We start from the raw sequence: 12683 nt of genomic DNA on the forward strand, positions 1-12683 counted from the left end.
GGAGTCGGCGCGGGGACACCACGAACTCTACCCGTGAGGAGGCGCGCGGTGCGGGCAGGTGACCGGCTGCTGACCGGCACGATACGGCGCGGCGGCCCCTGGCCGGCCGTGCTGGCGGTCACGGCGGTCGCGGGCGCGGCCGGCGAGCTGGCCGTTCCCTACCTCATCGGCCGCACCGTGGACGTCCTCGTCTCGCGCCAGCCAGGAAGCACTCCCTGGCTGGCGCTTTGCGTGGCCGTCATCGCCGTCGTCATGCTCTGCGAGAGCATCGGCGTCTGGGCCCGCGGCGCGAGCAGCGCCCACGCGGCGGCCAGGCTGCGGCTCGGCGTCCTGCGCCACGTGCTCGGCACCGGTCACGCGGCCGTCCGCCGCTTTCCCGAAGGCGAGCTCGTCACCCGGGCGGGACTGAACGCCGAGGAGGCGGGCCGGGCGCCTGAGACGGTGACCAGCGCGCTCGCCCTGCTGGTGCCCACGGCGGGCGCGCTGGTCGCGCTCACGCTGATCGCGCCCGTGCTGACGCTGACGCTCGGCGTGGGCATCGTCGTCATCCTCTTCGCGCTGCGCGCCTTCCTCCGTGCGACGACCGTGATCGCCGGTGGGTACCAGGAGGTACAGGGCGAGATCGCCGCGCGGCTGGTGGCCGCCATGGACGGCGCCCGCACGATCGCCGCGGCCGGGACCGCCGCCCAGGAGGCGCGGCGCGTGCTGGCGCCGCTGCCCAGGCTGCGCGCGCACGGCCTGGCCCTGTGGCGGGCCAACGCGGGGGCCGCGATCCAGGCGGGCGTGGTGGTGCCGCTGCTGGAGGTGGTGGTGCTGATCGCCGGCGGGTTCATGCTCGCCGCGGGAGACCTGACGATCGGCGAGCTGTACGCCGCCGCCCGCTACGCCGTGCTCGGCGCGGCCCTGAGCACGGCGCTCGGCCATGTCGGCGGCCTGGCCAGGGCACGGGCCGCGGCGGAACGGGTCGCCGAGGTCCTCGCCATGACCCCGGTCGCGCACGGCACGCGGACGCTCCCGCCCGGTCCTGGGACGGTCGAGTTCCGCGACGTGACCGCGAACGGCCTGGCCGTCGGCGACCTGACGCTGCCCGGCGGCTCCGTGACGGCCGTGGTGGGGCGGTCGGGCTCCGGCAAGTCCCTGCTGGCCGCGCTGGCGGGCCGGCTGGCCGACCCGGAGCGCGGGACGGTCCTGCTCGACGGCGTCCCGCTGGGCGAACTGACGCGCGCGGAGCTGCGCCGCGCCATCGGGTACGCCTTCGAACGCCCGGTGCTGGTCGGCGAGACCGTCGGAGAATCGATCGCAGCGGCGGACACGGCCGGACCGATCGCAGCGGGGGATGCGGCCGGACCGATCGCAGCGGCGGACACGGCCGGACCGATCGCGGCGGGGGATGCGGCCGACTCGATGGGAGCGGCGGATGTGGCCGGCGCCGCCGGGGCGGCGTGCGCGGACGCGTTCATCCGGCGGCTGCCCCTCGGCTACGGCACGCCGCTGCAGGACGCGCCGATGTCCGGCGGCGAGCGGCAGCGGATCGGCCTGGCCAGGGCCTTCGCCCAAGGAGAGCGGCTGCTGGTGCTCGACGACGCCACCTCCAGCCTCGACACCGTCACAGAACGCCAGGTCGGCCAGGCACTCACCGCCGATCACGGAGGCCGCACCCGGCTGATCGCGGCGCACAGGCTCGCCACCGCCGCCCGCGCCGACCAGGTCGTCTGGCTCGCGGACGGGGAAGTGCGCGGCCGGGGGCCGCACCACACGCTGTGGCAGGACCCCGCCTACCGCGCGGTTTTCCAGGGGGAGACATGAGCGCATCGGGCCGGGAACGGGACGGGATCGGGTTCTGGCGGGCGTTGCGGCGCAGGCCGCGCGTCCTCGTCAGGATCGGCCTCTGGTCGGTGCTGGAGGCGGGCCCCGCGTTCCTCGTCGGGCACGCGATCGCGCGGGCCATCGAGGACGGGTTCGCCCAAGGGGAGCCGCTCGTGGGGCTGGGCTGGCTGGCGGCGCTGGCCGTCACGTGGCTGGCCGCCGCGGTGGCCGCGCGCCAGGTCGTGCTGGCCGTGGCGGCGGTGGCCGAGCCGTTCCGCGACGACCTGCTGACCCACGTCGTCGAAGGGGCGCTGCGGCGCGAGCCGTCCACGCGCATCGACAGCGCCGCGGTGGCCAGGGCAGGGCTCCAGGTGGAGCTGGCCAGGGACGCCTTCGCGGCGGTGGTCACGACCGTGCGCGGGTTCGTGTTCACGGTGATCAGCGTGCTGCTGGGGCTGCTGACGCTGGCCCCGCTGCTGCTCGTGCTGGTGCTGCCGCCGTTCGTGGCCGGGCTCGGGCTGTTCCTGGCGTCGCTGCCCGCGCTGGCGCGGCGGCAGCGGGCGTTCCTGATGGCCGACGAGCATCTGACCGAGTCGATGACGGCCATGGCGGGCGGCCTGCGCGACATCGAGGCGTGCGGCCTGGAGGAACGCGTCGCGTCCAGGCTCGGGCGGCAGGCCGGCGAGCAGGCCGCCGCCGCGCGGGCGCTGGCCGGGGTGACCGCCGTCCGCACCGCCGCACTCGCCGTGGGCGGCTGGCTGCCCGTCGTCCTCGTGCTGGCGGGCACTCCGTGGCTGATGAGCGGCGGACTCGGGGCGGGGGTGGTGGTCGGCGCGCTCGCGTACGTCACCCAGTCCCTCGCACCCGCGCTCGGCGGCCTGGTGCAGGGGCTCGGCGTGAGCGGCGTCCGGCTCGCCGCCACGCTGGGGCGGATCGCGGGCGCGGTCCCGGCGCCCGCGCCGTCCCGGCCCAGGATCCGGCCCTTCTCCTGCGACGTGCGGCTCGACGGCGTCACCTTCGCGTACGGGCCGCACTCCGCGCCCGTCCTCGACCGCCTCGACCTCGCGGTCCCCGAGGGCGACCACCTGGCGGTGGTGGGGCCGAGCGGCGCGGGCAAGTCCACGCTGGCCGCGCTCATCAGCGGCATGCTCCGGCCCCAGAGCGGTGCGGCGCTGGTCGGGGGCATCCCCGCCGACCGGCTCGACCCCGCCGTCCGCGTGCTGATCCCCCAGGAGGCGTACGTCTTCCGCGGCACGCTCATGGAGAACCTCGCCTACCTCCGGGAGGACGCGCCGGCCACCGCGCTGGACGAGGCCGTCGCGGCACTCGGCGCCGGGGAGCTGGTGGCCGAGCTGGGCGGGTACGCGGCCGTCGTCGAGCCGGTGGCCCTGTCGGCCGGGCAGCGCCAGCTCATCGCCCTCGTACGCGCCTACCTCGCCCCCGCGCCCCTCGTCGTCCTGGACGAGGCCACATGCCACCTCGACCCCGCCGCGGAGGCGCGGGCGGAGAGCGCGTTCGCGCGTCGCGGCGGCACGCTCATCGTGGTCGCGCACCGCCTGACCTCCGCGCTGCGCGCCCGCCGCATCCTGCTCATGGACGGCCCCACCGTCACCATCGGCACCCACGACGAGCTGGTCAGGACCTCGCCCTTGTACGCGGACCTGGCCGGCCACTGGCACCCGGAGCCCGTGTCATGAAATTTCCAGACAGCTATCCGCTCGCCGAACGCCTTCCCCTCACCGCCCATCACCACGGCCACGCGATCGACGACCCCTACCGCTGGCTGGAGGACCCCCTCGACCCCCGCACGGAGACCTGGCTGACCGCCCAGGACCAGCTCTGGCGCGACCACGCCGCCAAGCTGCCCGGGCGGGAGCGGTTCCTGGCCCGGCTCACCGAGCTCAGCGACACCGGGCTGGTCACCCCGCCCGTGTGGCGCGGCAGCAGGCGCTTCCACCTGTGGCAGTCCACCTCCCAGGAGCACCCGGTCCTCTACTGCGACGACCGCGTGGTCCTGGACCCCATGGACCTCGACCCCACGGGGCTCACCACGCTGGACGACTGGCAGCCCGACCTGGAAGGGCGGCGCCTGGCGTACCAGATCTCCAGGAGCGGCGACGAGCAGGCGGACCTCTACGTCAGGGACATCGCCACCGGGACCGTCGTCGACGGGCCCATCGGCGGCTGCCGGTACTCCGCGGTGGCCTGGCTGCCCGGCGGCGAGGCGTTCTACTACGTGCGCTTCCGTGCGGGTGTGCACCTGCACAGGATCGGCGAGGCGGCCGACGTGCCGGTGTTCACCAGGGGCCCGATCTCGTACGGCGTCCAGATCAGCGCGGACGGCCGCTGGCTCACGATCGCGGCCGGCACCGGATCGGGCACGTCCCTCTGGCTGGCCGACGTGACCGGCGATCCGGCGGAGCTCAGCCCGCGTCCCGTGCAGGACGGGGCGCACGCCAGGACGGCGGGTGCGGTGGCCTGCGACGGACGCCTGTACCTGCTCACGGACCGGGACGCCCCGAGACGCCGGCTCTGCGTGGCCGATCCCGAGGCGCCCGACGTCTGGCGGGAGCTGGTGCCCGAGGACGAGGAGGCGGTCCTGGGCGCGTTCACGGTGCTCGACGGCGACCGGCTCCTCGTCTCCAGGACGCGCCACGCGGTCGGCGAGATCGCCGTGCACCACAGCCGCACGGGGGAGCGGCTGGGCACCGTGCCGCTGCCGGGCAGCGGCACGATCGCCGCGCTCACCTCACGCCCCGAGGCCGGTTCCGAGGCGTGGTTCGCCTACACCGACGCGGTCACGCCCGTGGAGATCTGGCGCTACGACGCCCGTACGGACGCCACCACCCCCTGGTCGGCCGCGCCGGGCCGGGTCTGGCTGCCCGACGCGCGCAGCCACCACGTCGAGTACGACTCGGCCGACGGCACCCGCGTCCGCATGGTCGTCGTCGCGCTGCCGTCGGACGGCGGCCCCCGGCCGGCGATACTCAGCGGGTACGGCGGCTTCGGCATCCCCCTCACCCCCGGCTACGCCGCGGACTCCCTGGCCTGGGTCGAGTCCGGCGGTGTGCTGGCCATCGCCAACCTGCGGGGCGGCGGCGAGGAGGGCGAGTCCTGGCACCGGGACGGCATGCTGGATCGCAAGCAGAACGTGTTCGACGACTTCGTGGCGGCGGCGGAGAAGCTGATCGCCGACGGCTGGACGACCCCGGAGCAGCTCGGCATCTGGGGCGAGTCGAACGGCGGCCTGCTCGTCGGCGCGGCGATCACCCAGCGGCCCGACCTGTTCGCCGCCGCGGTGTGCTCGGCCGGGCTGCTCGACATGGCCCGCTACCACCACAGCGGCCTCGGCCCCGCCTGGACCGGCGAGTACGGCGACCCCGATGACCCCGAGCAGCTCGGCTGGCTGCTGGCCTACTCGCCCTACCACCACGTCGCCAAGGGCACGGACTATCCGGCGACGCTCTTCACCGTCTCGGCGGAGGACACGCGGGTGGATCCGATGCACGCGCGCAAGATGTGCGCCGCGCTCCAGTGGGCCACCGGCAGCGACCGGACGGTGCTGCTCAGGCATGAGCCGGACGTGGGGCACGGCGCCCGGGCGGTCAGCCGCTCGGTCGGGCTGGCCGCCGACGTCCTGGCCTTCCTGGCCGCGCACACGTCCTGACGCCCCGGATGGGCCGGGCTCAGATCCAGCCGGACTCCCTGGCGATGCGGATCGCGTCGATCCTGCTGCGCGCCCCGAGCTTGGCCGTGGTCCGGCACAGATAGTTCCGTACGGTCCCCTCGGCCAGGTACAGCGCCGCCGCGATCTCCCCGATCGACGCCCCGCCGGCCGCGGCGCCGATCACGTCCAGCTCGCGCTGCGTCAGCGGCGCCTCGGCGGGCCGCATGGCCGCGATCGCCAGCTCCGAGTCGATGACCCGCTCGCCCTCGGCCACCCTGCGGATGCCGTCGGCCAGCTGGCCGGGCGGCGCGTCCTTGGCCATGAAGCCGCGCACGTGCACGTCGAGCGCCCGCTTGAGCAGGCCGGGCGTGCCCACGCCGGTCAGGATGAGCACCCCGCAGTCAGGCAGCTTCTCGTGCAGCTCGCCGGCCGCGGTGAGACCGTCCTTGCCGGGCAGCGCGATGTCGATCACCGCGACGTCGGGGCGGCAGGCGTGCGCCGCGGCCAGGATGCGGTCGCCGCGTTCGACCTCGGCGACGACCTCGATGTCCTCCTCATAGGCCAGCAGCGCCACGAGCGCCCCGCGTACCAGGTGCATGTCCTCAGCGAGCAACGTTCGAATCACCGTGCGCGTCCTTGCGGTCGACGGGCTTGCAACGTCTGCGGGCCCCCCAATCCTGACCTATTGACCGGGTGGTGAAAAGTCCTTGTATAGAGGCGTCAGACAAAAGGTGTCGCTATCGCCCGCTTATTTGGGGGGATGCTTACGACCATGGATCCTCGCGTGCGGCCCCTTCCCCCGGAAGAGTGGGACGACTTCACGAAGGCCAACCCCTACAACGTGTTCGCCACGCTGGCCCGCCATCCACGGCTCTACCGGGCCTGGCTGCGGTTCGGCGGGGTGCTGCTCGACGGCACGCTGCCGGCCCGCGACCGTGAGCTGGCCATCCTGCGGACGGCGTACCACACCGACAGCGCGTACGAGTGGGCCCAGCACACCCGCCTGGCCCGCGAGGCGGGCCTGTCCGACATGGAGATCGAGTCGGTACGCCAGCTCGACGCCCTCTGGTCGGTCGAGGACCGACTCGTGCTCCAGGTGGCCGACGACCTCCACTACGCCGGCGACCTGACCGACGCCACGTGGGCGGCGCTCTGCGACCGCTACGACGAGGTGGGCAGGATCGAGCTCGTCATGCTCGTGGCCCACTACGGCATGCTGGCGCTCGTGCTCAGGACGCTCAGAGTGGAGATCGAGGAGTGATCATCGTGACGCCCGGCACCGAGCCGATCGAGGCCAGCGCCTTGCCGGCGTCGGCGAGCCCGATCGTGCGGGTGACGAGCTGGTCGGGGTGCAGGATCCCGGCCCTGATCATCTCCAGCATCGGCGCATAGGCGTGCGCGGCCATGCCGTGGCTGCCGAGCAGCCGTAGCTCGTAGCCGATCACCCGGTCCATCGGCACGGGTGTGGGCCCGCCGGGGAGCAGGCCGACCTGGACGTGACGGCCCAGGCGGCGCAGGCTCTCGATGGAGGCGGCGCACGTCTGGGGGCTGCCCAGCGCGTCGATCGAGACGTGTGCGCCCCCTCTGGTCAGCTCCCTGACCTGGGCCGCCGCGTCGCCGGCCGAGCCGTTGACGAAGTGCGTGGCCCCGGCCAGCTCGGCCAGGTGCAGCGCGTCGCTGCTGATGTCCACGGCCACCACCCGGGCGCCCGCCGCCGTCGCGATCATCACGGCCGACAGGCCCACGCCGCCGCAGCCGTGCACCGCCACCCACTCGCCCGGCCGTACCCGGCCCACCCGCACCACGGCGCGGAAGGCGGTGGAGAAGCGGCAGCCGAGCCCGGCCGCCGTGGCGTAGGCCATGTCCTCGGGGATCGCGATCAGGTTGACGTCGGCGTGGTCGATGGCGACGTACTCGGCGAAGGAGCCCCAGTGGGTGAAGCCCGGCTGGGTCTGGCGCTCGCACACCTGCTGGTCGCCGGTGGCGCAGGACGGGCAGGAGCCGCAGGCGCAGATGAACGGGACGGTGACGCGCGCGCCTGGCAGCCAGCCGCGCACATCGGAGCCGACGGACTCGACCACCCCCGCCAGCTCGTGCCCCGGCACGTGCGGCAGGACCTTGATGTCGGAGTCGTGTCCCTGCCAGCCGTGCCAGTCGGAGCGGCAAAGCCCCGTAGCCTCGACTCTGATCACCGCTCCGTGCTGGGCGGGTGAAGGGTCGGGCAGCTCGCGCACGTCGAGCTCTCCACCGAAGATGTCAAAGGCAACCGCTCGCATCTCATGAGCTTAGGGTCAATTGCCGCAGCTCGCGCAAGGCTTGGTGCGAGGGTGACCCAGGTTCTGTGGTGTACAGGACGAGACGGAGATCGTCGCGGTCGGGAACCGCCATGACCTGGCAGATCGCGTCGATCAAGCCGACCACCGGATGCGTGATCCGCTTGCGCTGCTCCCTGCGCACCTGGACCTCGTGTCTGTCCCACAGCTCGGCGAACTCGCGGCTCAGCCCGCGCATCTCCGTGACCAGCGCCTGGAGCTGCTGGTCGTCGGGGTAGCGGCCGGCCGCGGCGCGCAGGTCGGCGACCGAGGCGCGGGCGAAGCGGCCCTTCTCCTCGTCGGTGAGATGCTCGGCGATGTCGGGGGACATGAACACCCAGCGGATGACGTTGCGCTGGTCAGGGGGCTGGCTGTCGAGGTCGCCCATCAGGGCGCCGGCCACCGGGTTCCAGGCGCGGATGTCGTACCTGGCGTCCAGCACGTAGGCGGGCACCTCCTCCAGGAACGCGATCAGGTGCAGCAGGCTGCCGGGCACGTCCTCCCTGATCCGCGGCGCGTCGAGCTGCTGCCCCGCCAGGTGGAAGAGGTGGGCGCGCTCGTCCTGGCTCAGCATCAGGGCCCTGGACAGCGCGCCGAGCACCTGCCTGGAGGGATGCGGGCCCCTGGCCTGCTCCAGCCGGATGTAGTAGTCGATCGACATGCCGGCCAGCTGCGCCACCTCCTGCCTGCGCAGGCCCGGCGTGCGACGGCGCTCCCCGTTCGGCAGGCCCACCTCGGCCGGGGTGACGCGGGCGCGCCAGCTGCGCAGAAAATCGGCAAGTTCGTCGCGGTTCATGCCTCCATCATCGGTGACCTGCGGCGATGATGGGCGACGGGTGGGTGGTACTGCCGATCCCAGCCTTTGCAGGTCTCTCCCGGACCTGCCGTCACCTGGGCGAACGTGGTCCCCATGACGAAGATTGCCCTCATCACGGGCGCCAACAAGGGAATCGGCTTCGAGATCGCGCGGCTGCTCGCCGAGCAGGGCGTCACCGCGATCATCGGGGCGCGCGACGAGGAGCGCGGGCGGGCCGCCGGTGAGAAGCTCGGGCTGCCGTACGTGCGGATCGACGTGACGGACGAGGCCGTCGTGGCCGCCGCGGCCAAGTGGATCGAGCAGGAGTACGGCCGGCTGGACATCCTGGTCAACAACGCCGGGATCGCCGGCAGCCTGTCCGCGCCCGCGCCCAGCGGCACGCCGGCGCAGGCGCTCCGGGAGGTCTACGAGACGAACGTGTTCGGCGTGGTCACCGTGACCAACGCGATGCTGCCGCTGCTGCGCGCCTCCGAGGCCGGCCGGATCGTGAACATGTCCAGCGAGCTCGGCTCGCTGACCCTCGCGATGGACCGGAGCACCCCCTACTGGGACGCCAACTACATCACCTACAACTCCTCCAAGTCGGCGCTCAACATGATCACCGTCAGCTACGCCAAGGAGCTGATGGACACCCCGATCAAGGTGAACGCCGCCAACCCCGGCTACTGCGCCACCGACCTCAACCACCACACCGGATTCCGCACGGCCGAGCAGGGGGCGGCGATCGCCGTACGGCTCGCGACGATCGGCGCGGACGGCCCGACCGGTGGCTACCTGGAGGATGCGGGCGACCTCCCCTGGTGAGGTGTCAAGGCTGACAAAAAGGACAGAAGGTGGTGATGGGACGAGATCTCGATAAAGAGCGCTTTACCGAAGCGGAGTACGCCCGCTTCGGTGAGCGCATCCAGGAGCAGCTCGCGGTCCTGCGCGAGTTGCTCGATACCCCCGGCTTCGGGCAGGGTCCGGCCACGATCGGCGCGGAGCTGGAGCTGTTCCTCATCGACGAGCAGGGCCGGCCGCTGCCGCACAACAGCCAGGTGCAGGAGACGCTGGACGACCCCCGCGTCGTCCTGGAGCTGGGCCGCTTCAACATCGAGGTCAACCTGACCCCGACGCCGCTGGCGGGCAACCCCTTCGAGGTGATGAGCGCGGAGGTGCAGGAGACGATCACCAAGGTGGACGCCGCCGTCGAGGGCGGCGGCGCGCTGCCCATCGGCATCCTGCCCACGCTCAGCACCGAGGACTTCACGCTGGGCGCCATCAGTGACCAGAACCGCTACCGGGCCATGAGCAGGGGCATCAGGCGGCTCCGGCTCGAACCGTTCCTGGTCAAGATCGACGACCTGGAGCTGTCCGTGGAGGACGTGATCCTCGAGAGCGCCAACACCTCCTGGCAGGTGCACATCCGCACGCCGCCCGAGCGGTTCGCCCGCCTGTTCAACGCCGCCCAGCTCGCCATCGGCCCGGTGCTGGCCGCCTGCGGGAACTCGCCGTTCTTCCTGGGCAGGCAGCTCTGGGAGGAGACGCGGATCGCGCTGATGGAGGAGGCCGCCGACGACCGGGACGTGCAGCGGCGCGAGCGCAGGGACGGGCGCGTCACGTTCGGCTCGGACTGGGTGCGGGAGGGCGCGTACGAGCTGTTCGAGCGGTACGTACGGGACTACGACCCCGTCATGCCGGATATGTCGGACGACGCCGAGCGGCACGAGGTGCCGGAGCTGCGGCTGCACCAGGGCACGATCTGGCAGTGGAACCGGCCCGTCTACGACCCGGCCGACGGCGGTCACCTGCGGATCGAGATGCGCGCGCTGCCGGCGGGGCCTTCGTGCGCGGACATGGCGGCGAACACGGCGTTCCTCCTCGGGCTCACGCTGTCGCAGGCCGAGCGGGACCTGACGGGCTACAAGTTCGCGGAGGCGTACCAGAACTTCTACCGGGCGGCCATGCAGGGACTCGACGCCAAGCTCTCCTGGCCGGGGCTCGACGGCGAGTTCGAGGCGGCGGACCTGGTGCTGCGCCTGCTGCCCGAGGCGCGCGCCGGGCTGCTCGCCGCCGGGGTGGCGGCGAACGACGCCGACCGCGCGCTGGACGTGATCGCGCAGCGCACCCGGCTGCGCCGCACCGGCGCGGTGTGGCAGCGCGAGGCGCTGGCGCGCTACGACGGGGACCGGGAGCGGCTGGTACGCGAATACCGCGAACGGGCATTGTCGGGGCTGCCGGTTCATTTGTGGGATTGATCGCCAACATAGGCCGCACGCGATCCGTCAAAATAGAGTCAAGAGACGGAAAAGCGAGGGACAAATGGCGGCAACGGGGATGGTTCCGACAGACAAGGCCCCCTATGCCTTGCGGCAGGAGACGGGCGACCTGGCCGAAGGGGCGGCCAAGCTGGCGGGCGAGATCGGCGCCACGGGGGTCGAGGCCCTGCTGGCGAGCGCCAACAGGAACCTGCGGAGCAAGGGGGCGGCCGGCGCGCTCGGGTCCATGAAGCCGAAGCCGTCCGAGTGGTACGCCTTCGACGACAGGGACCAGGACACCACCGACTGGTATCCGCAGGGCCTGACCTGCGGGGAGGACTCCGGCTCCATCGGCGTGCCGGTGTTCATGGTGAGCTGGTACTTCAAGCCGGGGGCGGGCGAGCGCGGGATCCGGGTGTCCTTCGCGAGCCCCAAGTCGCTGAAGTACCAGCACGCGCTGCTGGTCGAGGCCAAGCCGGACGGCTCGTACGGGCCGATCAACATTCACGCGGGCGGCATCGCGGCATACGGCGACCTGCTCTACGTGGCCGACACCGAGAAGGGCCTGCGCGTCTTCGACCTCGGCAACCTGCTCGACCTGCGCACCGCCCAGAACGACCTGGGCGACGCCAAGCGGATCGGCCGGCACGGGCGCAAGTTCCACGCGTTCGGCTACCGCTACGTGGTCCCGCAGACCGACCTCTGGCGGGTCGTGCAGGCCGGGCCGCACTTCTCGTTCGTGTCGATCGACCGCAGCGGCGGGACGCCCCAGCTGATCACCGGCGAATACCGGGAGAAGAGTCCCGGCGGATGGGTGGGCCGCTGGGATCTGCCGTTCGCCGGCGGCGAGCCCAGCGACGCCTTCGTGCTGGGACACCCCAAGATCCAGGGGGCGGTCTCGCGGGGCGGCACGTGGTACCTGAGCCAGGCCACCGACTCCACCGCCAACGGCAAGTTGCTCGTCCACGCCGGTGACACGCTGCAGACCAGGCCGTTCCCGATCGGGCCCGAGGACCTGACCGTGCAGGGCGGCAAGCTGTGGAGCGTCACCGAGTTCAAGGACAAGCGAGTGATCTTCGGCGTCGCGCTCTGACCTTCTCGGCGCGTGCTCAGTCCTTGAGATGCAGGAAGAGGACCTCGCGGTAGCGGCGGTCGAAGTCGTCGTACCGGGCCCGTAGCTCCGTCCCCGGCCACCCGGCCGGGAGCAGCTCGTCCGGCAGCAGCGGGTCGGCGAGCAGGTGGCGCAGCACGGCGGCCGACACGAGGAAGCCCTCCGCCAGCCCGTCCGCGCGATCCAGCGCCCGCTCCAGCCGGTGCGCCTCGGCGGCCCAGCCGTCGAGGTCCCACAGCATGTCCGTGGGGTCCCCGTGCGGGCGGCCGTCGATCAGCGTGCACTGCGCGGTGACGATCTCCGGCCATGCGCGCACCAGGTTGGCCGGGCGCAGCCAGGTGCCCTCGCGCAGCTCGGCCAGGCGCAGCATGGTCATCGCCTGCCTCAGCGCGGCCCGGTCGGCGGGCGCGCGCCGCTCCGCGGTGACCACCGCCACCTCCCACGTGCCGTCCCACGGCTTCGTGTGCGGGTCGCGGCTCTCGTCCTGCCTGGTCTGGCGCTCGACGAGCCGCTCCGACAGCGTGTAGCGGCCGCCCGACTGCAGCAGGTCGCCGGCCGCGACCATCCGTGACAATGCCACGCGAACGGTGCCCTCGGCGATCCCGAACAGCGCGCCGATGCGCACCAGGTGGCGGGCCGACAGGCGGGGCGGGTGGCTGCCCAGCAGTGCGCTCAGCACGGCCGATCTGGCACTGAGACCATTACGCTCTTCCATCGCGTGTTGAGTATATGT

General features: G+C 72.8%; 11 protein-coding genes. 7 read left to right on the plus strand and 4 right to left on the minus strand.

Annotation, left to right across the window (positions count from 1 at the left end):
• Positions 1–48: 48 nt before the first annotated feature.
• Genes ABEA43_RS10800 through ABEA43_RS10810 form a run of 3 tightly spaced genes read left to right on the plus strand, consistent with a single transcriptional unit; the run spans position 49 to position 5473 of the window.
• Complete coding sequence (locus ABEA43_RS10800; RefSeq protein WP_345560741.1) at positions 49–1806, plus strand: ATP-binding cassette domain-containing protein; 1758 nt, start codon at positions 49–51, stop codon at positions 1804–1806.
• A complete protein-coding gene (locus tag ABEA43_RS10805; protein WP_345560743.1) occupies positions 1803–3503 on the plus strand; it encodes an ATP-binding cassette domain-containing protein in 1701 nt (566 codons plus the stop codon). The genes ABEA43_RS10800 and ABEA43_RS10805 overlap by 4 nt, the downstream gene beginning before the upstream one ends.
• A complete protein-coding gene (locus tag ABEA43_RS10810) occupies positions 3500–5473 on the plus strand; it encodes a prolyl oligopeptidase family serine peptidase (RefSeq protein ID WP_345560744.1) in 1974 nt (657 codons plus the stop codon). The genes ABEA43_RS10805 and ABEA43_RS10810 overlap by 4 nt, the downstream gene beginning before the upstream one ends.
• Positions 5474–5492: 19 nt before the next feature.
• Here ABEA43_RS10810 and ABEA43_RS10815 read toward each other — a convergent pair whose 3' ends face one another.
• Positions 5493–6098: a response regulator gene (locus tag ABEA43_RS10815; protein ID WP_345560745.1), complete on the minus strand. Its 606-nt coding sequence runs from the start codon at positions 6096–6098 to the stop codon at positions 5493–5495.
• Positions 6099–6257: 159 nt separating this feature from the next.
• Between ABEA43_RS10815 and ABEA43_RS10820 the strand changes: the two genes are divergently transcribed.
• A complete protein-coding gene (locus ABEA43_RS10820) occupies positions 6258–6734 on the plus strand; it encodes a carboxymuconolactone decarboxylase family protein (protein WP_345560746.1) in 477 nt (158 codons plus the stop codon).
• On the opposite strand, the gene ABEA43_RS10825 is transcribed toward ABEA43_RS10820, so the two are convergent.
• Both ABEA43_RS10825 and ABEA43_RS10830 read right to left on the minus strand, forming a co-directional pair.
• Positions 6712–7749: a zinc-dependent alcohol dehydrogenase family protein gene (locus tag ABEA43_RS10825; protein ID WP_345560747.1), complete on the minus strand. Its 1038-nt coding sequence runs from the start codon at positions 7747–7749 to the stop codon at positions 6712–6714. The two genes, ABEA43_RS10820 and ABEA43_RS10825, sit on opposite strands and share 23 nt — an antisense overlap.
• Position 7750: 1 nt before the next feature.
• Complete coding sequence (locus ABEA43_RS10830; protein WP_345560749.1) at positions 7751–8581, minus strand: helix-turn-helix transcriptional regulator; 831 nt, start codon at positions 8579–8581, stop codon at positions 7751–7753.
• A gap of 114 nt (positions 8582–8695) precedes the next feature.
• Between ABEA43_RS10830 and ABEA43_RS10835 the strand changes: the two genes are divergently transcribed.
• From ABEA43_RS10835 to ABEA43_RS10845, 3 genes are all read left to right on the plus strand, one after another.
• Positions 8696–9406 carry an SDR family oxidoreductase gene (locus ABEA43_RS10835; RefSeq protein WP_345560750.1) on the plus strand — a complete coding sequence of 237 codons (711 nt, stop codon included), beginning with the start codon at positions 8696–8698 and terminating at the stop codon, positions 9404–9406.
• A 35-nt stretch (positions 9407–9441) separates the two neighbouring features.
• Positions 9442–10839 (plus strand): glutamate-cysteine ligase family protein, encoded by a 1398-nt coding sequence (locus ABEA43_RS10840; RefSeq protein WP_345560751.1) that lies wholly within the window; start codon positions 9442–9444, stop codon positions 10837–10839.
• 79 nt (positions 10840–10918) lie between these two features.
• Positions 10919–11932, plus strand: a complete 1014-nt coding sequence (locus ABEA43_RS10845; protein WP_345560753.1) for a hypothetical protein — start codon at positions 10919–10921, stop codon at positions 11930–11932.
• Between the two features lie 16 nt (positions 11933–11948).
• Here ABEA43_RS10845 and ABEA43_RS10850 read toward each other — a convergent pair whose 3' ends face one another.
• Complete coding sequence (locus ABEA43_RS10850; RefSeq protein WP_345560754.1) at positions 11949–12665, minus strand: PaaX family transcriptional regulator C-terminal domain-containing protein; 717 nt, start codon at positions 12663–12665, stop codon at positions 11949–11951.
• Positions 12666–12683: the final 18 nt, after the last annotated feature.

The organism is Nonomuraea rosea (genome assembly GCF_039539705.1).
Taxonomy (GTDB): Bacteria; Actinomycetota; Actinomycetes; order Streptosporangiales; family Streptosporangiaceae; genus Nonomuraea; species Nonomuraea rosea.